Origin of the sequence: Mesorhizobium sp. Cs1299R1N3 (assembly GCF_037179625.1) — a bacterium.
Lineage (GTDB): Bacteria > Pseudomonadota > Alphaproteobacteria > Rhizobiales > Rhizobiaceae > Mesorhizobium > Mesorhizobium salmacidum.
On sequence record NZ_JAPYKQ010000010.1, the window covers coordinates 54,751 to 78,495 of the forward strand.

The 23,745-nt window shown below is 60.2% G+C and carries 21 protein-coding genes and 1 pseudogene; 13 read left to right on the plus strand and 9 right to left on the minus strand.

Features of this window, described 5'->3' with window-relative positions:
• Positions 1–589: 589 nt before the first annotated feature.
• The 3 genes from O7B34_RS20900 to O7B34_RS20910 all read left to right on the plus strand — a co-directional run bounded on the left by O7B34_RS20900 (position 590) and on the right by O7B34_RS20910 (position 3,514).
• Positions 590–2,200 (plus strand): RcgA family putative transporter, encoded by a 1,611-nt coding sequence (locus O7B34_RS20900; RefSeq protein ID WP_337147997.1) that lies wholly within the window; start codon positions 590–592, stop codon positions 2,198–2,200.
• Entirely contained in the window at positions 2,190–3,215 is a 1,026-nt protein-coding gene (locus O7B34_RS20905) for an RcgR family putative quorum lactone hydrolase (RefSeq protein ID WP_337147847.1), read from the plus strand. The genes O7B34_RS20900 and O7B34_RS20905 overlap by 11 nt, the downstream gene beginning before the upstream one ends.
• A 104-nt stretch (positions 3,216–3,319) precedes the next feature.
• Complete coding sequence (locus O7B34_RS20910; protein ID WP_337147998.1) at positions 3,320–3,514, plus strand: ATP-binding protein; 195 nt, start codon at positions 3,320–3,322, stop codon at positions 3,512–3,514.
• 164 nt (positions 3,515–3,678) lie between these two features.
• Here O7B34_RS20910 and O7B34_RS20915 read toward each other — a convergent pair whose 3' ends face one another.
• Complete coding sequence (locus tag O7B34_RS20915; protein ID WP_337147848.1) at positions 3,679–4,206, minus strand: helix-turn-helix domain-containing protein; 528 nt, start codon at positions 4,204–4,206, stop codon at positions 3,679–3,681.
• A 95-nt stretch (positions 4,207–4,301) separates the two neighbouring features.
• Between O7B34_RS20915 and O7B34_RS20920 the strand changes: the two genes are divergently transcribed.
• The 4 genes and pseudogenes from O7B34_RS20920 to O7B34_RS20935 all read left to right on the plus strand — a co-directional run bounded on the left by O7B34_RS20920 (position 4,302) and on the right by O7B34_RS20935 (position 7,372).
• On the plus strand, positions 4,302–4,904 hold the full coding sequence (locus O7B34_RS20920) for a hypothetical protein (RefSeq protein ID WP_337147850.1): 603 nt from the start codon (positions 4,302–4,304) through the stop codon (positions 4,902–4,904).
• 57 nt (positions 4,905–4,961) lie between these two features.
• Positions 4,962–5,420, plus strand: a complete 459-nt coding sequence (locus O7B34_RS20925) for a hypothetical protein (protein WP_337147851.1) — start codon at positions 4,962–4,964, stop codon at positions 5,418–5,420.
• A gap of 393 nt (positions 5,421–5,813) precedes the next feature.
• Positions 5,814–6,041, plus strand: a pseudogene (locus O7B34_RS20930) (LacI family DNA-binding transcriptional regulator); the annotation flags it as partial.
• A gap of 56 nt (positions 6,042–6,097) precedes the next feature.
• The gene (locus tag O7B34_RS20935) at positions 6,098–7,372 is read left to right on the plus strand and encodes a phosphorylase family protein (protein WP_337147853.1); all 1,275 of its coding nucleotides are present in this window, start codon (positions 6,098–6,100) and stop codon (positions 7,370–7,372) included.
• Here the strand turns inward: O7B34_RS20935 and O7B34_RS20940 are convergent.
• Complete coding sequence (locus tag O7B34_RS20940; protein ID WP_337147854.1) at positions 7,363–7,782, minus strand: DoxX family protein; 420 nt, start codon at positions 7,780–7,782, stop codon at positions 7,363–7,365. The genes O7B34_RS20935 and O7B34_RS20940 overlap by 10 nt on opposite strands.
• Before the next feature lie 16 nt (positions 7,783–7,798).
• Positions 7,799–8,647 (minus strand): SDR family oxidoreductase, encoded by an 849-nt coding sequence (locus O7B34_RS20945; RefSeq protein ID WP_337147855.1) that lies wholly within the window; start codon positions 8,645–8,647, stop codon positions 7,799–7,801.
• 133 nt (positions 8,648–8,780) lie between these two features.
• On the opposite strand from O7B34_RS20945, the gene O7B34_RS20950 reads away from it, so the two are divergent.
• Positions 8,781–9,182 (plus strand): winged helix-turn-helix transcriptional regulator, encoded by a 402-nt coding sequence (locus tag O7B34_RS20950; protein WP_337147856.1) that lies wholly within the window; start codon positions 8,781–8,783, stop codon positions 9,180–9,182.
• 515 nt (positions 9,183–9,697) lie between these two features.
• Positions 9,698–10,195: a helix-turn-helix transcriptional regulator gene (locus tag O7B34_RS20955; RefSeq protein WP_337147857.1), complete on the plus strand. Its 498-nt coding sequence runs from the start codon at positions 9,698–9,700 to the stop codon at positions 10,193–10,195.
• A gap of 44 nt (positions 10,196–10,239) precedes the next feature.
• On the opposite strand, the gene O7B34_RS20960 is transcribed toward O7B34_RS20955, so the two are convergent.
• The 5 genes from O7B34_RS20960 to O7B34_RS20980 are packed head-to-tail and all read right to left on the minus strand — an operon-like array spanning position 10,240 to position 15,998.
• Positions 10,240–11,730, minus strand: a complete 1,491-nt coding sequence (locus O7B34_RS20960; RefSeq protein WP_337147858.1) for an aldehyde dehydrogenase family protein — start codon at positions 11,728–11,730, stop codon at positions 10,240–10,242.
• The gene (locus O7B34_RS20965) at positions 11,727–12,440 is read right to left on the minus strand and encodes an HAD-IA family hydrolase (protein WP_337147859.1); all 714 of its coding nucleotides are present in this window, start codon (positions 12,438–12,440) and stop codon (positions 11,727–11,729) included. Before O7B34_RS20965 ends, O7B34_RS20960 begins: the two co-directional genes overlap by 4 nt.
• A 2-nt stretch (positions 12,441–12,442) precedes the next feature.
• Positions 12,443–13,309: a hypothetical protein gene (locus tag O7B34_RS20970; RefSeq protein ID WP_337147860.1), complete on the minus strand. Its 867-nt coding sequence runs from the start codon at positions 13,307–13,309 to the stop codon at positions 12,443–12,445.
• A 7-nt stretch (positions 13,310–13,316) separates the two neighbouring features.
• Positions 13,317–14,927, minus strand: coding sequence for a thiamine pyrophosphate-dependent enzyme (locus tag O7B34_RS20975; RefSeq protein ID WP_337147861.1), 1,611 nt, complete (start codon positions 14,925–14,927; stop codon positions 13,317–13,319).
• A gap of 3 nt (positions 14,928–14,930) precedes the next feature.
• Entirely contained in the window at positions 14,931–15,998 is a 1,068-nt protein-coding gene (locus O7B34_RS20980) for a pyridoxal phosphate-dependent aminotransferase (protein WP_337147862.1), read from the minus strand.
• Between the two features lie 322 nt (positions 15,999–16,320).
• Between O7B34_RS20980 and O7B34_RS20985 the strand changes: the two genes are divergently transcribed.
• Genes O7B34_RS20985 through O7B34_RS21000 form a run of 4 tightly spaced genes read left to right on the plus strand, consistent with a single transcriptional unit; the run spans position 16,321 to position 21,247 of the window.
• Positions 16,321–17,064, plus strand: coding sequence for an IclR family transcriptional regulator (locus O7B34_RS20985; RefSeq protein WP_337147863.1), 744 nt, complete (start codon positions 16,321–16,323; stop codon positions 17,062–17,064).
• Between the two features lie 17 nt (positions 17,065–17,081).
• Positions 17,082–18,446, plus strand: coding sequence for an aminotransferase class III-fold pyridoxal phosphate-dependent enzyme (locus O7B34_RS20990; protein WP_337147865.1), 1,365 nt, complete (start codon positions 17,082–17,084; stop codon positions 18,444–18,446).
• Between the two features lie 55 nt (positions 18,447–18,501).
• Positions 18,502–19,512 carry a PEP/pyruvate-binding domain-containing protein gene (locus O7B34_RS20995; RefSeq protein ID WP_337148000.1) on the plus strand — a complete coding sequence of 337 codons (1,011 nt, stop codon included), beginning with the start codon at positions 18,502–18,504 and terminating at the stop codon, positions 19,510–19,512.
• Between the two features lie 10 nt (positions 19,513–19,522).
• Positions 19,523–21,247: a PEP-utilizing enzyme gene (locus tag O7B34_RS21000; protein ID WP_337147866.1), complete on the plus strand. Its 1,725-nt coding sequence runs from the start codon at positions 19,523–19,525 to the stop codon at positions 21,245–21,247.
• Positions 21,248–22,078: 831 nt separating this feature from the next.
• Here O7B34_RS21000 and O7B34_RS21005 read toward each other — a convergent pair.
• On the minus strand, positions 22,079–23,509 hold the full coding sequence (locus tag O7B34_RS21005; protein ID WP_337148001.1) for an APC family permease: 1,431 nt from the start codon (positions 23,507–23,509) through the stop codon (positions 22,079–22,081).
• Between the last annotated feature and the right edge of the window lie 236 nt (positions 23,510–23,745).

Below are 23,745 nucleotides of genomic sequence, written 5' to 3' on the forward strand. Positions count from 1 at the left end.
TGGCTTCCCCTACTTTTCGCTCATGCGGTCACACTGCCCTGCCACCAGACAAACGTTTCAGATTGTAGGCGAAATTCCCACGCCGATTTTGACCTTGCCGCGGGCGCGACCGGCCGATGGTGCGGATGAACAGTCCCATGCGTCCCTCTGTTCGGCGAAAGGATGCTCGACAAGGGCTCGGGTTCGCAAGCATGTCCGGTTGCCGTGTTCGATATCTTCGGCATCGGCCTGCCTTCGGCACCGGTGTTGGTGCTGGCCAGCAACCCGCGTCGACCCTGTCGCCGGCATCCAGAAAACCAAGGAACCGTCGAAGGTGCGCCGGTCCATGATCTGAACTCGGCCTGCTCCCGACAGTCCGCAAAGTCTGTAACACCAGAATTGCGACCGATCCGGGCAGTTTAGTGCCTTGGCCGGCGGTTTGCGAAACATCTCCCCGCAACAACCGTGTTCAGCCTCTCCAGCGGGTCACCCGTCATTCGATCTTCTCCCGTGCCGGCCAAATCGAGTTGATAAAAGCGTTGATTGAGCACGAAGGCACGATAAGATACGAAGCCTAGCGAAGCGGAACGAAACTAGAGCCTATAAGTTGTTGTTTAAGAACGGAAAGTTATTTCTCCCTCCACCGAGAGACGGGAGTGATTTCAAAGAATTATTCAAACGACTGGCGGCGGCGGGCGCGGGTCGACTGTTGGGCAAAGACGGGTTTCCTGCTGGCCCATGGACGCCCGAGCTGCTTGCAGAGGCGATTTCACAGATTGATTCCAACCGGGTTGGGGTCGATCTGCGAACGGTGCAGCTTTGGTTTCAAGAGAACGAGAAGGGAATTAGCACTGCCAACATTCGTTGGCTGGCGAGGATTTTTGGATGCGATGATCCGGTCGCAACTAGCGAATGGCAGATGGAGCTTAGTGCGGCGCAATCGCGGCTATCGGCCAAGAGACGAGAATGGAAGAGAGCCGGAAGCAGCGTTGCACAGGAGATTCCAGATACGGCACTGACTGCGACCTTCGATGACGAGACAGACTCCCCAGCAGTGCTGACACGGGATACTGACCCCAACGGGCCGAGCCGACGTTTTAGTTTGGCGAGGAAATCGGAGGCTTTTTTTAGCCGCGGATCTCCCCTGAATTTACCGGCGTCGGTGTTTGCGGGTGTCACTGCCCTTGGGTTTTTGTCATATCTTACGGGGATTCACAGCGTGACATATGGCCGGGCGGATGGCGTCGTCAAGCAGGTTGGGTTTCTCTGGACAGCGAATTGGACATTCGTCTTCATGGTATTCTTGCCACTGTTTTTTGCCTTCGTGACCGAGCTGGTGACCTTTTGGAAAGAAGAAGGCCGCCCAAAGCTTGTAGCGCAGGGCGACAAGATGGAAAGCGACGATGCCTGGGCGCGCAGCGTACAAGCTTCTTCGTATTCATATTGGGCGGTGTTTTTGATTTGTGTGGTATTCGCCGGTCTTTTTCAATGGATCGGCGTGTCTTTAATCCCGTTGCTCAAAGGTGGTGGCAGCTATGCGACGGACTGGGGCTCGTTAGCGATTGTGCGCCCTGAAATTATATCGGTGCCGGAAGCGATCGTATTCACGGGACTCGCTTACCTATACATGTGCCTATGTTTTTATCTGTTCTTCGTAGGCCTCATTTTGCTTTATACAGTGGTCCATGATCTTTGGAGAATTGGAAAAGCAGCGAGTAATCGGCCGAAAGTGGATTATCAATACGAACTCCATGAAGCCAGCCTCAGGGTTATGCGTGCGATTTTTCGGTGTACTGTTTTGGGGCTTCTGATCGCCATAGTCATGAAGCTTCAGAGTGCTTATCTGACATCGCGTGGGGAGAATATTGTGGCTTGGCTGGTCGGCGATATGTCTTCCGCTTTCTATGGGCGTAATGATGTGACCGCCGTGATCAGCTACCGTAGGCCGACCCATTACAGTAGCCTTCTTATCGCTATTTCGACCTGTGCTGTATTTCTGTACGGCTCCATCCGTTTAGGTGTCGAACTCCGGTTTTGTATGTCTTTGTGGAGAATGTCAGTCGTAGCGTTACTCGTGGCTGGCTACTTGCTGATCGATGCATTTGCTGGCTTTTCGATCCTTCTGGGCGTTGGAGTGCTGTTCGGAATATACGGCCTGTTTGATCCAGGATGGGGGCGGTGGCAAGCGAGTAAGTTGGGAAACAATCAGAGTGTATCATAGTTGGCTTGATCATTGGGATGAGCGGCGGGCGCGACGCGGTGAGGAAGGGAAGAAATCAACGGATTTCGCCCTTGACGCGGAACGCGCCTTTCCAGGTGCGAATAAGATAACAAGTATCGAGGAATTCTGTACCCTTGCGGACCAAGCCGTGGCTGATCCAGCCTTTTTCGGTGACCCGAATGTGAGTGATCAGGGGTTCGAAAGGCTAGATGGGTGGCTCAAATTTCCATCGGACATTTCTACTGATATCGAACAGAACAATGTCGTCTCGGCGAAAATCACAGAAAGCGGGTCGTACGATCAGGCGATGGTGATTTTTCACCATTGGAATGCAAGTTCCCGGAATCGTCAGATCGCCAACTTTTTCTCGCAACGTGGCATCACGGTTGTCGAGATTGCTATGCCTTATCACTTCGAGCGCAGCCGTCCCGGCTCCGTGCACGCTGACTATATGCTTAGCCCTAATCTCGGTCGAACGATCCAATCTGTAAGGCAGGCAGTATTGGATGGGCGAAAACTCATACGTTGGTTGAAGATCGAAGGCTATCGAGAGATTTCGGTTCTCGGTATGAGCTTAGGCTCCTGGGTTGCGGGCGTGCTCGCGGCGCACGACTCGGCTGTGTCGAAAGCCTCGTTGTTTCTGACGGCGGGGAGTCTAGCGGATATGGTTTGGACGGGTCGCGCGACACGATTGATACGTGCTAGTCTCGAGCCTGAGATTGAGCTGACCGATCTCAGAAGGGCCTGGGGTCCACTTAACTTGGAGAATTACGCACATAGTTTGGCACGGCCTGATCTCGGTCTTCACGTTGTGTTGGCTAAGAGAGACAAAGTGGTGTTGCCAGAGCTGTCGGAGAGGTTCATGCAGAGGCTGAAGGAGGCCGGAGCTAGGCCAAATATTTTGGAATTAAACTGCGGTCATTATTCGCTCGCCATGCCGCCATACATTTTGTTGGCCGGTTTGAGCTTGAAGCGGTTTCTATCGTGTGCTGACAAGTCTGCCCGGCGAGCATGAGTTTGGCGTTGGCCGGCCAGTTCACCAGCAAATTCTCTGGTGGGCATCACACGACACGAAAGTGATGAATCTGGCTCGCCCCCTATCGGAACCGACCCTTGGAAGTGGGCGACAACGGCGCGGGCTTGACACCGGCAGTTGTCGAGAAGGCCACGACACACTTCTTTTCTACACGCGCCGGCAATCACACCGGGCTAGGTTTGACGGCTTGTTCTCATATGGTTTCGACCCTCAAGGGAAAGCTCTTCATGAGCAGCATTCCCGACGCCGGCACAGTCGTCCATGTCAAAGTCCCCTAATCATCCCCACCGCTGCAACAGGCTAACATCCGACGATGACAGCAGCGGCCCGACAGCCGCAGGGGTGCTAGTCTAGTCGGCCGCCGGGCCTGACCGGCAGGGGCATGGGAGCGGCCGCCGGCTGGGAGTGTATTATAGGCCCTTTAGGAACACTCTTGGGGCGGCTAGGTGTCGGCTCCGCCAGGCGGGATCTTTTCGGAAAACAGGAAGGTCACTGGATCAAGTTTCAACGCCTTGGCGATCGCCGCAATCGTGTCCACGCTGATATTGCCGCTCGCGCGTTCCAGTTTCGTGAATGTCGCCTCCGCCACGCCGATGAGTTCGGCCATCTCATAGCGGTGCAAAGTACGTCGTTGTCGTTCAAAATCGATGATGTGCGCCAGCCGCTTGCGGATCGCATTGTCGTCCAACCGATGCGCCCATTCCGGAACTTTCTTGCCGCCGGCGAGCAGTGCTGCAAAAGGCAGTTGCAAGCCGTTTGCCATGATCTGCAGCGTCGTCAATGTGACATTATTTTTCTGACGCACAGTCTGAATGTAGGTTCGATAGGCCAGTTTTTCGCCCTCGGCGGTCCGAAACAGTTCGGCCATGTGCATATGGGATAGGCCGCGTCTGGCTCTCTCCCGCTCAAGCGTCAGTGCAATGTTGGCGCGCAACGGGTTGTTGACCACACCTCCGTCGTCTCGTTTCATAAATCGATGTAGTCGCACAAACCTGCCTTTTCGACCTGTCCTTTTTCGCGCGGATCATCCATAGTAAACTGTCAAATCTGCAGTGAGGAAAGGCTATGACCATACTCAAATTCCTACTAGGGGGTGCCGTCGCCATCGCGGGCGCCGCAGCTCTTCCATCCCAATCAAAAGCGTCGGAATGGGGCTGTCAGGTCCTCCTATGTCTTTCCGGCGACTGGCAAGGCACCTCCTCGTGCCACCCGCCAATTTACAAATTGATTGCGGCGATGGAAGCCCCGGGTTTTAATTGGCCGACCTGTCCACAAGCCAACTCCAGCGCGGCGAGATTTGAGAAGTATGAGGATTGTCCGTCCGGCTGGCAAGCAGTCGGCAGCTCCGAATCCGATCGGCCGGGCTTAGCTCAAGAACGGAACATCTGCCGCATCGCGGCCGATAGGCTCTCCTTGCCCGTTGTTTTCAAAAACAACGCCCTCGGCGGGCATCATGGAGACGGAACACGTCCGGTCCAAATCGAAATCGACGGCAAGGTGGTTGCGGCAACGATCCAGACTGCGGGAAACGATCGAGGGCATTCCCTTGGTAATGGCCTCACCTACTATACCATCCCTCGGCCGATGCGCGGAAAGCCCTGGTTCATCGAGTATGATGACGCGAACGGCGTGCGCCAGAAAAGCTGGTTCAATCTCAACATGCCATGAGCCAGGCGATCACGCAGGACGAGGTACTATGAGGGTGACAATTCAGGGAGGTTTGTAGTGTTCAAGGTGCTTCTCCTGTCCACTGTGATTTTGAACACAGGCGCTGTGTTGACAGCGGCTGGTCAGAGCGACAAGCCGCGATCAAACCTGGACAATCCTATGTGGCCCGCTTCACTAAAATGGGACTGCAACACAGCTACCAAAATCGTGTGCGAGCGTGATGGCAGTTGCTCAGTGGCTGAGGACCACACTGGATTTGTGCTGAACTACGGCAGCAACGAAGCTGAGTTTCCGGCCAGCAATGTCAGGATCAAACGCCACTATCAGCAGACCGTGCAGGGGAGCCCTTTGCAGCAGGAAGTTAAAGTTGAACTGGCCGACAATCGCGTTCTTTGGCTGACGGCCGTGGATGCTAGCCGCACTTATTCGCAAGCGTGGGTCGGCGCATTGAGCGAGTTGAAGGGTGGCGCGGTACTGATGGTATCCGAGGGCGTCTATTGTATGCCACACAAGTGAGTGCGCCGAGAGGGGAGGTGAGCGAAGGACGATATGGTCTGCCCTGGAACGCGCGCCCGGCTGCTCAGAAGAGTTCAGAGTCTCCCGTAAAATTAGATCAAAAGGATGGTGGCAGCTTAAGTAGCGCCCTGGCTTTCAAATCAACACGTCGAGTAGGCGTTACTGTTATAGACTGGTTTATTAGTCGTCCTTGATGAGTGCCGGTAAATACTAGCAGAATGACGGTTCATTACCTTTAAGGCGCAAAATATATTTGTCATTTACTGGTGAAAGTCGCATAATCTATCTTATGGAACTCAAGATTATGCGGCTATTTCAATGGGTTGGCGCGGATAATGATCTTATGTTAAATGCCCGAGTCAAGCCGGAACGCAGCTCGACCTTCCGAAACCGGCGACCGCCTTAATGTGTTCAAGCGAGCACGGACTTCTGGGGATCAGTGCCCTGCCCAAGCGGGGTCTGGTGCCGGGACGTGATGTCGGGCTTTTCGTCCGGGACAACACGCGGCTAAGCAAATATCTGGCCGTGCCCTTGCTCGCGCATTTCCTCGATCTTGCCGAAGCCGGGCGGTTGGCCGTTGACGCACTGCTGCGTCAGATCGAGGAGCCGGGATCGCCCTGACACAAATCGTTATGCCGGGACATTTCGAGCGGTACGGCGGACCTGATGTGTAAGGCTTGGCAGCTTTGAGCTCGCTCGATGAAGCCATCATATCGATCTTCGTATCGAGCGGCGCGAACACCACGCTGCCGAAGCTGATGTTCATTTCGCTGCGCGACCAGATCGACCCGACCATTGCCGCGATGTCGACGCTCTGTACCGGCCTCGTCGTTGCCGTCGTCCTCGTCTTTGCCTCGCGCCAGAAGCCTAGACCCGACAGGAATGCCCGTATGACCACGAACAGCTCCGCCCCCGCGACAATCCCAATGGTCGAGCTGGCCCTCATCACCGGCTCGGCGAGTTGGGGGCTAGCCTTTCCGAGATGTGCCGATGGCGGGCGTGGAGGTCCTGGCCCGCGACTTGGCTTTCGAGACGCCCTATGGGCGCAGGGAAAACTGGAAGCTCCTGTCATTCGACGGCGAGATCACAAGCGACAGGCAGCCACGCCGTGCGCTCTGCATGTATTCGCATGGCAACCCGCGGGACGAAGTCGATCATGCTTGCCATCGCCGTGCTTTCTGGTGCTACGAGAGGCCGGGGTCAAGCGCGTCGTCACCTGCTCGACGGTCGGCGCGGTGAACAGGGCGATCCGCAGCGGCGACCTGGTCATCGCGGCAGACATCATCGAGCCGACCCAGACGCCATATTCCCTTTTGCCGGGACGCCAGAAGTTTGACGCCAGCGGTAAGCAGATCGTCTGCACTAACTGCGCCACGATCCTGGCCGAGACGGCCAGCCGACTTTGGCCATCGGAGGGGCGCGTCCATGGTATCGAACAAGGGTTGGTCGCCGGCCATGCCTATGGTCCGCGCCTGACCACACCGGCCGAGGCCATGATGTTCCGCACGCTCGGCGCCGATGTCATCAACCACTCGATCGCCCCCGAGGCGACCTTGTCGCGCGAGATCGGCGCCTGCTTCACACCTTGCGCCTTTGTGACCGCGACGATGAACGACTACCTTAGTCGAGATCGCGGCACGCTCCTCCAGGCCGGCGTGCTCGGCCTGGGTCGAAGCGGCCTGATTACGATGGTAGGGACCGGCGAGCATAAGCTTGGCGCTGACTGTCGGACTGGCCACTGGGGCATGTCCAGATGGAATGTTCAACGGGAGATCAGACGCGGTCATCATGTTCATCGCACCCTGGCGGATCTCCAGTCGACAGGATTGATCGAGGAAGCACTCACCCGCACCTATAATCTCGTCGTCGGCCAGCTCGGGCAGCTTATACTCTTCGAGGCGCATTTCTTCCGGCCCGCCATATCGATGAAACTGTATTCGCTTCATTGCTGATCTCCAGGGAGGGTTCGGCGGCTTGCGACCTCAGGTAGTAGCGGATAAGGCGACCTCTTTGCACGCGCCGCGTTCTGGGTGAGAAACGAGACGACCAGCGCCACGAGCCCCACAACCGCAGGTATAAACCCACCGTCGTGGGCGTTGATATGCGCCGATAACGCGAGCAGCAGGTGGTAGAACATCCCGGCATAGGCAAGGTCGCTGAGACGCACGCTGACGCGCGACAGGATCGCGACGACACCCAGGATTTTGACGGTGATGAGGACTTCCCGGAGATAGGCAGGGTAGCCAAGCCCCACGAGAGCTTGGCGCACGTGATCCGCCATCGTCAGGTACATGGTCGCCGAAGCAATGTAGAGCAGGCACAGAATCGCAGTGCTGATCCAGTAGGCATATTTCCTGATCATCTCTGACGAACCGCGCTTAGACCAATTGCTGAGCGAGGACGTCGCGCAAGGATTTCGGGGATCGGCCGGAGAGACGCTGGACATCGCCGGTCACGATATCGAACTTGCCGTTGACGAAAGTGTGCTTGATTTCGACGAATGCCTCGACGATGAGCTCGGGCAGTCCCGACTGTGAAAGCCCGGCCCGGAATTGCTCCTCGGTGATGACGGCGAACCCGATCGGTTTGCCGAGCAGCTCCGAAACGATCGCGGCCCGTTCGGGCCCGGTGACGGCGACAGGCCCCGTGGCGGTGTAGATCGCGCCTTCATGATCGTGCCCCAGCAGCGCGCCGGCCGCCGCTGCGGCCAGATCGTCGCGCGAAACGTAGGCGACGTGTTCATCGCCCAGGCCTGCAAGCACGCCCTGGCCCTGAGACATCTTGATCTCGTCCGCCATGCTCTCTGCGTAGTAGCTCATCCGCAGGACTGTCCATCGTGGCGCGGTCTTGATGAGGTGCTGCTCGCCCGTCCAGTAGGCTGCGCCGAGGCTCGGGTCGGCTTCCTCGTGGGTACCCGCCGCCGAGATCAGGAAGATATGCCCGACACCAGCCTCCAGGGCGGCATCGATGGCGCTCTTGAGCTGGGCGCCGCGCACCCCCACGCGCAAGTCCGCGCTCGGAATGATCAGCAGGCGGTCAAGGCCTGCATAAGCCTCCAATATCGTTGCGGGTTGATCGTAATCGCCCTGCCGTGCCTCAACCGTTCCGCTGAGTTTTTCGGGTGAACGCGAGATCGCGACCAGTTCGTGGCCGCCGCCTCGCGCGGTCAATTCCGCAACGACGGCTCCGCCCAGCTTGCCACTCGCACCACTCACACCGATTTTCATTTTGGATACTCCTTCTCGATCCACGAACAAAATGTTAGTGACGATATGATCGATATCGTGTAAGAGCACAAGAATGCACAGAGATGTACGTCGCGCACATTTTTGTTCGTGATACAAATTCGAAGGTTACGCGATGAGCCTGGAAGTATCGGAAAAGCCAAAATCTGCCTTTGTTGAGCATCATCCCGACGAATGCCGCGCGGTCGGTCAGATTTTGGACCGGATTGGCGACAAATGGACTGTCATGGTTGTCGGCGCGCTCTCAAATGGCCCGCTGCGCTTCAACGCGATCATGCGCGAGATCGGCGGCGTCTCGCATCGCATGCTTACGCTGACATTGCGCGGGCTCGAGCGAGATGGCCTCGTAACGCGGACCGCCTACGCGACCATTCCGCCGAAGGTGGAATATGAACTGACCGAGCTCGGCCGCTCGCTTATCGAGCCGCTGCGCGTCCTCGCCACTTGGGCAATCAAACACCGGCCGCTCATGGAACAGGCACGTGCGAAGTACGAAACTGTAAAGAACGACGACTAGGTTCTGCCTTATGCAAGCAATTCGATCGCGCGCGTGACACGTCCGCGCGGCGCAAGCCTCGGGATGACCGTTGACGGTGACGTCGGCGAGATAGGTCAAGAGCTTCGTCGCGCGGTTGCCTCGCAGCCGCTTTTAGAAGCGGACGGCTCGGGCTCCATAGACAATGGTCCGGGCTGAATACCTCCACAGGGTTAGTGTTTACTTATGGGGTGTGTGGCCGGGTCTTTACTGGCGGCACTTCCGGGCGCATAAAAAACACCGCGATGATGGGAAAACTGGAAACATCGTGCCTGGAGGCGCGCTCGGTTCTTGATCATGTGTCCAGATGTCTGGATGCCGTTGGATCGGTGCGCTTTAACCAGGCTTTCCAATCATTCGCGACTGGTCCACTTAGGTCTCAGCAATGTATGATCTTTTCATACTACCCTAACAAAGTTCGATGCTTTCTTTCGTACAACACGCGACCGCAGGTAGAGGCGAGAATACTAGCCGAGAACTACATTTTGCACGGTCATATGGGCGACCCGCTGCGGCATCGTATCCGGAGAATAAATAAGCAGGATTGCGTCGAGATCATTACTCTCGACGAGTTGAAATTAGCGATGAATGACGCCTACAAACGGATTTTCTACTCAGTCCCGGGAATTGTCGACAAAATCGCCCTGCTCGCAAAGCAGGGCGAATTGCTGTTGGTTGTAAATTTGTATCGTTATTTGGAGAAAGGGCCGTATACCGTTGATGAGCGGGATGAACTACATGAGTTGCTCAAAATCGCGGCGCGGCTGGTGCTTTTGCACTATGCTTCGTCAAAAGATCATACGCTGGAGGATCCGCTTCTTTCCCTTTCGGACCGCGAACGCCAGACTTGCTACTGGATACTGAAGGGTTTGACGACCGAGGCAATTGCCCATGAACTGGACGTAAGCCCAAATACGGTCACCACCTATCGTAAGCGGGCTTACGAAAAGCTTTCCATAAACTCAAAATCGGCTCTCTTCGCAATTTGCCGTTGAGGCCGGATGGCCTCCAGTCAGTCGCGATGGGGCCTCGCCCGCGCTCAGAGTTGAATCCACTTTGACTTGAGATTTTCGTATTTCCCGAGCGCGTGCAACGAACGGTCCGAGCCGTTACCCGATTGGCGCACTCCGCCAAGCGGGGCGGTGATATCGGCACCGGAGTAGCAGTTAATCTGAACGACACCTGACTTGATTTTCGCTGAAATACAATGCGCGCGCGACAGGTTGGCGGTCCACAGCACCGAGGAAAGCCCGTAGACGGTTTCGTTGGCAATGGTGATAGCCTCCGCCTCTGAATCGAAGGCGCGTGCGGCAAGCACAGGGCCGAAGACTTCATTTTGGACAACATCCATTGAGGCGTGAACGCCCGTTAGGATGGTCGGCTCATGGTAGAAGCCGCCGCTTTCGGCGTGGATCTGATGGCCACCCTGAAATATCTCCGCGCCTTGCCCGCGCGCGCGCGCGATGGCCGACTTGGTCTTTTCGAGCTGCGCCACGTTGGCAAGGGCACCGGTCGAATATTCAAGCGACAGCGGGTCGCCGATCTTCAGCGCGGCGGCCTCCTTCGCCACCATCTGCATAAAGTCGTCATAGACCGGGCGCTCGACCGCCAGCCGCGAGGCGGCAACGCAGACCTGCCCGTTGTTGCGGAAGATCGAGGCAGCGGTTTCCTTCGCCGCCTTCTCGAGATCCGGCGCGTCGGCGAAGACGAGGTTGGGAGACTTGCCGCCAAGTTCCAGATAGACGCGCTTCAGGTTCGACCGCGCCGAATATTCCAGAAGCCGTCGGCCGACGCCGCCCGACCCCGTGAAGGCCAGCACATCGACATCCATGTGTAGACCCAGCGCTTCGCCCACCACGGCCCCGCGCCCGTTGACGGCGTTCAGGACGCCCGGAGGCATGCCGGCCTCGGCCGCCAGTTCGATCACGCGCAGTGTCGACAGCGCGGCCTCCTCCGAGGGCTTGACGACGACGCTATTGCCGGCGGCGAGCGCGGGCGCCAGCTTCCAAGCCCCGATCATCAGCGGAAAGTTCCAAGGAATGATGACGCCGACGACGCCCACCGGCTCCTTGTGGATCAGCGACAGCACCTCCTTGCGCGTCGGCGTGATCTCTCCGTTCCGCTTGTCGATGGCCTCGCCGTAGAAGCGGATGGTCTCGGCGGCGGATTGCGGCTCGCCCTTCAGCGCCATGCGGATATCGGTTCCGTTGTCGCGCACGCCCAGAACCGCGATTTCAAGCGCGTGGCGGTCGATCAGATCCGCCCAGCGAAACATGATCTTCTTGCGGTCCATCGGCGCCATCCTGGCCCAATCGCCAGCCTCGAAGGCGCGGCGTGCAGCAGTCACGGCACGATCCATATCCTCGCCGCCCGACACCGCCAGCCGTGTCAGTTCCGTACCGTCGATCGGGCTGAATACGGGCATGTCCTCGCCACTGGCAGCAGGCACGGCTTCGTTGTCAATAAAATTCAGCCCTGGAGGCACCGGAAGGTTCCTCAGAGCGTTGATCTGTGCTTGCTGAAGGCTCATTGCGCAGTCTCCGTGCCGGTGGTTTCCAGGACGCCTGGCGCGTTGAAGCGCGCAGCAATGCCAAGCTCAGCCAGCGCCGCATTGAAGGCGTCGCGCGGACGCATGACGTCAAGATGAACGGACCGCAGACCGGCATCGAGCCCGCCGCGGACATTGCGCATCTGATCGTCAATGAAAACGCACTCGCCGGCCTCAAGACCCAAGGCATCGAGGCACAGCCGGTAAGCGCGCGCGTCAGGCTTGAGAACCTCGGTATAGGTTCCGTCCGTTATCACATCGAAATCGTCAAGAAAGGTCAGCGAACGGCGCAGATCTGCGCCGAAAAACATATCAAGCTCGTTCGAAAGAACCGCCAATTTCTTGCCCGCCGCCTTCAGTGCGCCGATCAGCGGCACAACCTCGGGACGGATGATCTCATGCGTGTTCCGGCCGCGCGCGCGCACCACGAACTGGGCCATCTCGGTCCAGTCCTCGCCTAGTAGCGTTCCTGTCTCTTTTGCGCGGGCCAGCCAATAATCGCGCTCGGTGATTTCGTCGCGTTGCATCGACGCCCAGAGCGTATCGCCTTCGGGATCGAACGGCCCCATCCAGGTCAGCGTTCCCTCGGGCAGTCCCAAATTGCGCTCGGAAAAGCGATGGGTTTCGAACATCGTCAGCGTCACGACGCTGCCGAAATCCAGTATCAGTGCCTTTGCTGCCGTTTCGGCCATTCTCAGTACTCCCACCAACCGTCGGTCGCACGGTCCAGCGCCTGGTCGCCCACATAAAGCCGCAGCACTTCTGCATAAGCCGCGGCGACCTCGGGGGCGGTGGCGTGAAGTTCGGTCACCGGAACCGGCCGTTCGTAGGCCGAGCCCGGCGCCGAAAAGGTCCGGTCGACATCGAGAAAGCCTGCATTCCTGAAGCGCAGCAGACGCTCGAAGACGGCACGGTAGACGGTCGGGTCGTATTCGGCGTCCTGCCCGGCGCAATCCTCGAAACCATGCCAGCGGTTGTAGACATGCCGCAGGAACAGCCACTCGGCCCGCACGATCGAAATCGGGGCATCGCGCGCTTCGCGCTCATGCCTTGGGACGGCACTTGTCCGGGCGCGGATGCTGGTGATGACCTCGCGCATTTCGACAGTCGGTATCGGGACGAACATGGTGACGCCGGCCGATGCCAGAACCGCTTCGGAAGCGTCGTCGCCGGGTCTCATCAATTCGGCAAGACGCCCGCCAATCACCGGAAGCTCGGCAACCAGGATATCCCCGTCATCTGCATGGCGGGCGTGCCAGTCGCGGACCGCCGCGCGCGCCCAGATGCCGACGGCCCGCCGAACCGCTGGATGGGTCACGCTATCGACCTCGGGGAAGCGACCAAGCCATTCGTCGGTTTCGAACGCGGCGCGTGAGGTGTCCCACTGAAGCGAATGGACGCCGCGGCCGGCTTGATACCCGAGTATCGTAAGCTGCTGAAGCAGAAGACTTTTGCTGGTGCCGGGCAGCCCCGCCATAAAGATCATCTTCTGCGACTTCACGGCGCTGCGAAAGCTTGCGCCGATCGGGTTGTCCTCGGGAATGATGCAAAGATCTTCCATGCAGGCCCTACCGGAACTGATCAACACTAGGCATGTCGCCGACTTGCACTTCGATGACTGTCGGCACATCGGTGGTGGCGATTGCGCGGCGCAAAGCGACCCGGACCGCATCCGGCGCATCGGCCCGCAAGGCCTGAGCTCCGAAGCTTTCCACCATGCGGCAGAAATTCGGGTTGTGAAGGTCGCTCGCGATGACCCGGCCGCCGTAGTCGTTGATCTGCATCTGCTGGACGTTGCCGAAGCGGTTGTTGTTGAACAGCAGTACGATCAACGGAATCTTGTGCTGGACGGCGGTCGCCAGTTCCTGCACCGCGAACATGAAGCCGCCGTCGCCGGTGACCGAAACGACGGGCACGTCGGAACGCGCCACCTTGACACCAAGCGCCGTCGGAAAGCCATAGCCGAGCGTCCCCTGGTAGCCGGTCGAAATGAAGGTGCGCGGCTTGTAGACCGGGTAGACGATGCGGCTGGCGAAACCCACCTGCGTCAGCTCATCGACCAGAATGCCGTCTTCACCGATCTCTTCCCGGATCGCCGTCAGATAGCTGATCTGCGGCTCGAGCACCGCCGAGCGCTTGGCCCAAGCGGCCTTCACCTCAGACAGTTCCATCTCGCGCGAGGCGCGCGAGATGTTGTGGCTTTCAAGCCGGTCGAGCAGAAGCGGCAGCGCCCGCTCGGCGCGGGCCGTAATCTCGCATTTAGGCGTGAGGAATTTGCGGTGGCTCGTGGGATCGACGTCGATGCGGATGATGTCAGGCTTATGTGCCTTGATCCATTTGCGCGCCGGCACCCGCATATTGCTGCCGATGGCCAGTACCACGTCGGCCTTGGCCCAAAGCTCTTTAGCGGCTGGCTGGTGCAGCGACAGGTAGCTGCGTGCATCCATGACGCCCATGCCGGTGCGGTAGCCGACAACCGGCGCCTGAAGCGTCTCGGCCAACCGGCGGACAAGTGCGCTCGCTCCCTGCGCGCCGCTGCCGACGAAAATAAGCGGCGCCGACGACCCGCCCAGAAGCCTGGCAGCGGCCTCCACCGCCTCTTCGTCCAGCGGCGGCTCATAGACCGGCAGCATGTTGACGTCGGGATCGGCCGGCGCCTTGCCCGCCAGCACGTCCATCGGAATTTCCAGACCGACCGGACGCGGCCGGCCGGACAGCATCTGCCGAAAGGCCTCTCTCATCAGAACAGGGATCTCCGAGGGGCTATTGGCGCGCGCGGCCCATTTCGTCAGCGAGCGGATGATGTCGAGCTGACCGTTGATCTCGTGCAACTCGCCCCAGTCTTTGCCGATTGAGGTCGTGGTGATCTGCCCGGTCAGACACATCAGCTTGGCGTTCAGCGCGTAGGCCGTCGACATCGCCGCGGTCGCATTCAAAAGCCCCGGCCCCGGCACGATGTTGAAGACGGTCGGCATGTCGCTCGCCAGCGCATGGCCGAGGCCCATATAGGCTGCACCCTGTTCGTGACGGGTATGGATAATGCGGAACTTCTCGCGATGGTCGTAGAAGGCGTTGTAGAGCCAATCGTTCTGGACGCCCGGCAGTCCGAAGACGGTCTTAATGCCGAGATTGTGCAGGGAAAGGACGGCGGCCTCGCCGCCGGTCATGGTGTTGCTCATCGTTCAGCTCTCCAGAATATTCGTGATGGCCGCAAGGAAGCGGTCGTTATCCCGGGGGGTGCCGACAGTGACGCGGACATGTTGCGGCAGGTAAAAAGCCGGGCGGACCATGATACCCCGGGCTACGAGCGCCGCCGTCAGGCTTTCGGCATCCTGCCCCTCGGGGCAGCGGAACATGACGAAATTGGCCTGGCTCGGCTCAACCGCGAGGCCCGCTCCGGCCAGCGCCGCTTTCAGGCGACGGCGTTCGGCGTGGTTGTTGGTAACGGTCCGGTCCAGATGGGCCGTGTCCTGCAAGGCGGCAGTGGCGGCGGCCATGACCGGCGCGCCAAGGTGAAAGCTGCGCTTTAACTTCTTGATCCGCGCGGCGATATGCGTCGGCGCGATACCATAGCCGATCCGCATCCCAGCCAGCCCGTAGGCCTTCGAAAAACTGTGTACGATCAATATATTGCGCTGATCGAGCACATGGCGGATCGCGTCGGGCAACCCCGCTTCGGTGGCGAACTGGTAGTAGACCTCGTCATAGATGAGCGTCACGTGCGGCGGCAACCCGTCGAGAACTTGACTCAGGACATCCTCGCCGAACCAGGTGCCGGTCGGATTGTTGGGGTTGCAGAGATAGACCAGCCGGGTCTCGGGCCGGATCGCGGCGAGCACGGCATCGACATCGACCGTAAATCCCGGCTCGATCAGGGGCACCGAGTCGATCTCGGCGGCCTTGTTCGTAAGCGACTGGCTGTAGGCGCCAAAACAGGGCGTACAGATAACGGCGCGCTCGCCCCGGCGGATCAGCGCGTCTTCGGCCAGCGACAGCACCTCGACACCGCTGTTTGCGGCAAAGAAGTTATCGCGCGTCAGGCCGCGGCCATGGAACGCAGTGAGAGTATCGCAAAGCTTGTCGTCGTTTCGTGGCGGGTACATGTGCGCACCCGCAAGCGTGGTCTGCGCAGCTGCGATGGCCATCGGTGAGGGTCCGAATGGATTCTCGTTAGACGAAAGCTTGGTGATCGCCTGGCCGCCGGCCCGGTCGCTCACCTCGTCAACAGACAATCCCGCCTTGTACTCCATGCCTCGCCCTACTGAACCTCAATGCACATCGGGCGCAGGATCAGCCCGCGCCTAGACTGTTTTATAACATCGTTTTGCTGCAGGGTTTGTCACCTATTAGGGACGACAAGATGGGAGCCACGAGAACCTGCAGCGAACCCACGCGCCACGCATATTGATAGAATTTTCAGTCATTTACGCGAGTCCTTCCGCTGCCCCTCGCCCTCGGAAAGCTGGCGGAATGGACGAGCACAGCTTCATTAATTGATTGTATCGATCAATAACTGATGCGATTTTCGAGGCCGAACTTCGTACGAAGCACGATGGCTGGAGGGGCATCGACTTGAGCACGATCCACAAGGCCTTGGCGCTGCTTGACCTGTTCACGTTTGACCTGCCCGAGCTCAGGTTGTCCGAGCTTGCGCAGATGGCGGGGCTCGACCCGGCGACGGCGCGCCGCCACGTTCTGGCACTGGCCGATTTCGGGTTTCTCGAATGCGTCGGCGCACGCAAGACTTACCGTCTCGGGGCCGCGCTGGTCGTATTGGCCGCCAAGAGAGAGGCGTGGGTTCCGATCCGCAAGGCCGTCGAACCCATCCTTCAAGATCTGTGCGGCCAGACGCGCGAAACCGCACATGCCTCGTGGCTCATCAACGGCCGGCTGACGACGATCGGCGCCGTCGAAAGCCCCCATGCGGCGCGTGTCCACCTGGACTACAGCGAGGTTCTGCCCTTCCACTGCACCGCATCGGGCATCAGCTTCCTTGCCGGGTCGCCGGGCGACTTCGTCACGCAGACACTGCGCGGGAAGCTTGAGAAATTCCTCGAAACGACACCCACCGACAGGCGGAAGATTCTGCGCGACATCGAGATTACCCGGGGCCGGGGCTTCGCGGTTGCGCTCGGGACTTATGAGCCGGGTCTGGTCGGCGTCGGCGTCGCCATCAGGGACACCGCCGGCAATGCACGCGGGACGCTCGCCATCGCGGCGCCTTCCTCGCGCGCCAACGACGAAAAGATCGGGGAATGGGCAAAGCTTCTACGAGAGGCTAGTCAGCGCGCAAGTCGGCTGATCGGCAACAGCTAGGTATCACGGAGACCGACATGACCACGCAAGACACCCACGAAAACTTCCTGCGCGAAACCAACGCCCGGCTGATGTGGCACCCGATGGCCCACGCGGCCGACATGCAGAAGACCCCGCCGAAGATCTTTGTCCGCGCCGCGGGGATCGAGATCGAGGACATCGACGGCAAGCGCGTTCTGGATGCGGTCGGCGGCCTTTGGAACGTCAATCTGGGATACAGCTCCACACCGGTAAAAGCGGCAATCGCCGAACAGCTCGAAATCCTGCCCTATTGCTCGACCTTTCGGGGCACAACCGACGACAAGGCAATCGAGCTATCCTATGAGCTGACGAAGTGGTTCGAACCCGACGGCATGGCCCGCGCATTCTTCACGCAGGGCGGTTCGGATTCGGTGGACACCGCGATGCGCCTGATCCGGCAATACTGGAAGCTCAGGAACGAGCCGCAGCGTACGCGGTTCATCGCCTTTTCGAAGGGTTATCATGGAACGCATTACGGGGGCGCGTCGCTGTGCGGCGACGCGCGGTTCCGGCAGGCTTACGAACCGATGCTGGAAGGCGTCTTCCACGCGCCGTCGCCCTACGCCTACCGCAATCCCTTCAACGAGGATGACCCCGCCGAGCTGGCGCGCAGATGTGTCGCCGAGGTGCGCAAGATCGCAATGCGCGAGGGGCCTGAAACCATCGCGGCGATCGCGGTCGAACCCGTCGCCGGATCGGGCGGCATCATAGTTCCGCACGAAAGCTTCATGCCCGCCCTGCGCGCGCTTTGCGATGAATTCGGCATCCTTCTGGTAGCCGATGAGGTGATTTGCGCCTTCGGCCGCACCGGGGCATGGTCAGGCTCGCGTCTCTGGGGGGTCCAGCCGGATGTGATGACCATCGCCAAGGCCCTGACCAACGGCTATTTCCCCATGGGAGCGGCCCTTCTGGGTCCGAAGATCGCGGAAGTGTTCGAATCCGACCAGTCTGCGATGGGCACGATCGGCCACGGCTACACCAATTCAGGCAATCCGGTCGGCGCCGCCGCAGCACTTGCGACGCTCAAAGAAACCGAGCGTCTGGATGTGGCGACGAATGCCGCCGAGCGTGGGGCAGAGTTGCTGCGCGGGTTGGAGGAGCTGAAAACGCGCTTTCCGATCATCGGCGACATACGCGGCAAGGGTCTGATGGCGGCAGTGGAAATGGTCGAAAGCCGCGAAAGCCGCGCACCGGCCGCGAAGTCGACAATCAACGATATCTATGAGGCGACGTACGATGCGGGCGTCCTTGTCCGCATGTCTGGCAACATGTTCATCTTGTCGCCGTCGCTAATCCTCGAGTCGTCCGATATCGAACGAATTGTGAACGCGCTCGACGCCGGCTTCGCAAAATACGCATGAGGAGGAGCAGAACATGCACCAAGCCGCGCCACATATCGTCCCAATCAGCGCCAACATGGATTCCGTCGCTTTCGAGCTCAGCGGGCCCAAGGTGTCCCGGTTGAGCGAACTCGGCCAGCTTGGGCTGGATGTCCCGAAAGGCTTCGCTGTGACCACGGCAGCCTTCCGGGAATGTCTTGCCGCATCCGGCCTCGAGCGTAAACTCAGACGGCTCGAAGAGGCGACCAGGATCGGCGACGCGGACCGGGTGGCGAAGCTCTCGTCCGAGATGAGGCAGCTCGTCCAGACTGTTGACATCCCGGAGGCGCTCGTTTCCGAGATCGGACGGGCCCATGACTGGCTCGGCAGGGAAGTCGGAAAGCCGGATCCGAGACTTGCGGTCAGAAGCTCGGCTACAGGCGAGGATGCGGCGGACAAGAGTTTCGCCGGCCAGTACGAGAGCTATCTGGGCGTGACCGGGTTGGCCGATCTGACCCAGGCCGTCAGGGATTGCTGGGCGAGCCTCTTTAACGAGCGTGCCGTCGACTATCGCAATCGCGCAGGACGCAGCTTCGTGCATTCGCCGATGGCGGTCGGCGTTGTGGAGCTGATCGAGGCCGAAGCGGCGGGCGTAGCGTTCAGTCTCGACCCCGTGACGGGGCATCGCGACCGCGTGGTGGTCGAATCCACCTGGGGTTTTGGCGAGGCGCTGGTACAAGGGCTGATTTCTCCCGACCGCGTGAAGGTCGACAAGGAAGCGACCCGCGTCATCGACAGACACACCGGAGACAAACTTCAGATCTCGGTCTTCGACAGCAGCCGTTCGCGCGTGATCGAGACCGCAATGCCGCCAGACAAACGCGCCCGGCCCTCGATCGACGACACGCTGGCGCAGCGCATCGGAGGGATCGTGCGCGATCTGGAAAAAAGCGTAGGCGCGCCGGTCGATGTCGAATGGGTCGCCGAACGACGTGAGGGCGCGGCGGCGCGGCTGGTATTTGTCCAGATGCGCCCGATTTCGACGATCGCGCCGGAACCCGAACTGCCGCGCTGGCGTGCGGACAAGATTGCTGAATCCTGGCGTTGAGGAGCTGCTCGTGACCACTTTCACCGAAAATGAGCTTCTGGCAGACAAGGGCTACCCCGGATTTTCTCCGGAACTCGTCAGCGAAAACGTCTATTTCGGCGCCGCCCGGCAATTGTCGGCAGAGGACCTTGATCGATTCTGGCTGCTGGAATACCGCTGGCCGAACGGCTTTTGCCCCCTCGGGCTGACCTATGTCGAGCTGTGCCTGACCTGGGCGAACCAGTATGCCGCCCAGCATGCACCGCTGCCGCCCGCCGACGGCTATGACAACCGCATTGTCGGCACCTCGGTCTATGGGACCGAGCGGCCCTCGGCGTCGGCCTTCGCCTTCGCATCGCGCGACATCCGGCTTACCCAGCGGATGCCCGGCTTCATCCGGGGTTTCGACGCGTTCTGGAATACCGAGAAGGAGGCGCTGCTCAGATCGGCGCAGGTCATAGAGCGGACCGAGCTTGAGGGCCGTACGCTGGCCGGACTGGACGGCTACCTGACTGATTGCGTTCACTACATGCGCTGGACCTGGGAGCGGCATTTCGAGATCATGTACCTGATGCTGCTGAACCATGCCGGTTTCTACCGGCTGTGCGAACAGCTCGGCATCAACAAGGAGCTTGCCGGGCAGATGTTCGGCGGCCGCAAGACGAAGATTTCCGAAGGCGATGCTGCGATCTGGGCACTGACCGACGCGATCCGCGAGGCGGGGGCAGAAGCTCATTTTGCCGGCGGTCCGCTTGACGCGGCAGCCACCCGCGCCGCGCTGGCGTCGGGCACAGCCGCCGAACGGGCGCTTGACGGGCGGATCGGCGCATTCCTGGACGAATGGGGCTGGCGCACCGAAATCATCGGCGATCCCCTGAGCGCACCATGGATCGAGGACGCGACGCCGCTCTTCGGGCATCTGCGGAACAATCTCGCCTCGGGCAAGAGCTTTGATCTTGACTCCAGGGTCGCGAAGGCCCGTGAGGACAGCGAGGCCGCCATCGAAGCGGTGCGCGCGCGGCTCTCGACGCCCGAAAGGGCCGAGTTCGACAAAGGGCTGGAAGCGAACCGCGCGGCCTCGTTCGTCTGGTGGAACGAGGACCACAACTTTTACATTGACCAGCGCACCGCCATACCGTTGCGCCGGGCGGCGCTGGCGATCGGCCGCGCGCTTGATCTGGCCGAAGCCGAAGATACCTGCTTCCTATTCCTGCCTGAACTGCGGCAACTGGCGCGGGGAGAAAAGACGTGGCGCGACTTCGGCAGCCTCGTCCGCGACCGTAGGGATTATTACACGCACTGGAAAGGGCAGCGCGTACGCATGCCGAAGTTTATCGGCACGCCGCCGGACAGGTTCGTCGATCCGATCCTTACCGAACTTGACGGGATGAGCGAGGAATTTCTGGCGCGGCTTGGCCAGAGCGAGGCAAAGACCGAGCTGAAAGGCGTCGCCGCCTCGCCCGGCACGGCCCGCGGCCGGGTGCGTATAGTGCGCAACGCCGAGGATCTGCACCAGCTTGAAAAGGACGACGTTCTCGTCTGCGAGGGAACATCTCCAAGCTGGACGGCCGCGTTCACACGGATCGCCGCCTGCTTGGCCGATCAAGGTGGAACCCTGTCTCACGCTGCCATCGTCAGCCGCGAATACCGCCTGCCTTGTATCGTGGCGCTGGCCAAGGCAACCACGACCTTCGCGAATGGCGACGAGGTGATCGTAGACGGCGACAAGGGTACCGTGCGGCGCGTTCAACCCTGACGGTGCGCCGGGTGCACCGCAGGTGAGTTCGGGGACCTCCCGCCTGTCGCGGCAGACCGCCGGCGCACCCGCCTCCATCGTCCTTGACTCTCAGTTCCGCGCGGTCATCTGACCGACCTCGAGACCTGTCGGCCGGCATAGCGGAGGCGGGCTGCGCGGGAACTTGGCCGCGCGCACCGACGATGACCGGCTTGCTCCCGCCAGGATCGGGTCCCCCCCACCACCGTGCGTACGGTTCCGTACACGTCGGTTCATCTCGGGCTCAGCGCTGTCCTCAATGCCCGCCTTCCTGCAAGCGCCCAGCCTTACCTTGCGGGATCTGCCCCGCTACTTCCGGCTTTCTGCCCTCTTGCGAGGCATCTGCTCGAGACGGTCGGAAAAGCGGTCCGGCCTCCTTCGACATGTTCAGTCCTTTGCCGCTTGGTCCAGCTACCACGGCTTCTGCTGACTTCTGCCGCCCCCTACCGCCGCCTCTCGACATCGGTATCACACCTGTTGCCAGGGCAGGACGGCTGATGTCGGGCGATATCGGCTTCGGGTCTTACGGACCCCTCGCCCGGATGCGGGCGCCTCTTATGCGCTTCCTGTTCGTGAGGCCGGCACTTTGCTTACAGCGTCCTTCAGACCCCACCTCGCGGCGATGCCCTTGCTGTTCGGCTAACGTTCCCCATCACCAGGGCCCGTAGAGGACTCTCGCCTCCAAATCATCGGCCGGAACCACGCCGGCCAAACGGTGCTTGCGCACTTACGCGCCATGCCTGGCGCACCATGAAAAAGCGGCGGCGGAGGTGTCCGCCGCCGCCGGTATAGCGGTATTGCCGGCGCTTTGTGTCAGCTCTGGCTCTGGCCTAGCAGTGCATAGGCGGCGCGGTCGCTGCCCCTCAGCCGCGCCGCCATCAGCCAGCCAATAGCCGCCCCCAGCGGGATGAGACCCGGCAGGATCCAGCCTAGCGCGCCGCCTGATGTACCCGTTAGGTCGCCGAAGTTCACGAAGACATAAGCGAAGAGCGCGGCCATGATCACCGCGGCGACCGAGGGCAGGATCAGCGTCGCAAGAGGCGAACCACCCCCTTGCCTGCGGAAGAAGACGATGATCGCGATTGAGGTCACCGCCATCATCCCCAGGACGCCGAGGACGCCGATCTGACTGATCCAGGTGAAGTAGTTGAGGATCGGGTCAAGTTGAAGCGCGGCGAAAAGACCGGTCACGACAACGGCACCGATCGTCTGGGCGACCGACCCGATGTGGGGGCTTTGGTGCTCATTGTGTGTCCGACCGAAGACTGCCGGCAGCAGCCCCTCGCGACCCGCGACATAGACGTAGCGAGCCACGTAGTTGTGAAAGGCCGAAAGCGCGGCGAACAGGCTAGAAATCAAGAGAAGCCCGGCGATCTTCGCGACTGACCCGCCGACATATTGTCCGGTCAGATGGAAGAAGAAGACGGTGGGGTCTTCGAGCCCGCCGAGGGTTGTCTGCAGGTTTTCGGCCCCGACGCCCTTGATCATCAGCCAGGTGGTGAACGCGAAGAACAGCCCGATCATGAAGACCGCAATATAGGTCGCACGCGGGATCGTCACCTCCGGGTTCTTTGCCTCTTCGCCGTAGATCGTGGTCGCTTCGATGCCGATGAACGAACCAAGGCAGAAGAGGATCGCCGCAGTGGGCGAGCCCGAATTCAGCGCGCCGAAGTCCAAAAACGGTGCGGTCGTCCCTTCCGGGCCGCCCTTGGTAAGGATCGCGAAGTCGACGATGAGAACGATCGCATACTCCAATGCCACCAGCACGACCAGCACTTTGGCCGAAAGGTCAACTTGCCGATATCCCAGGATACCAACCAGCGCGATCGCGATATAGGACCAAACATACCAGGGCAGATCAATACCCAGCCCGCCAAAGACCCCGGACGAAACTCCGCCCAAAAGGCCGACGAGCCCGAACTGCATCGTGTTGTAGGCGACGAGCGCCACCATCGACACCGCCCCGCCCCAGGTGCCGCCAAGCCCCCGTGCCGCATATGCATAGAACGCGCCAGCATTGGTGACATGACGGCTCATTGCGACATAGCCGGCTGCGAAGGCAAGCATCACGAGGGTGAGCAGGACGAAGGTAAGCGGTACGCCCGTCCCGTTGCCCAGGAGGAAGGCCAAGGGCATCGCCCCCGCCACCCCGGTAAGTGGCGCTGCGGCCGAAACGACCATGAAAGTCACGGCGATCAGCCCCAGCGAGTTTTTGCGGAGTCTGTTCTCTCCGCCTGCGATCATGTCTGTCACTTCGTCCTCCTCAATGTCCGGCGCGTCTCGGACTTGTTGTTGTGGCCTTCTTTCTTTGGTGCGGACCTGAGGCCGCGCAACGACTCAAACCGTGCGACGACTTTGACGCCGAGACGCCGAACTCACCCGGAAAGACTAGGGAAATTGCCACCGCCCGTCCGTCACCTGTTCAAGGGGACAGACCATCTCGCACGTACCACCTAGTGTCGGCTCCACTTGAGGAACAT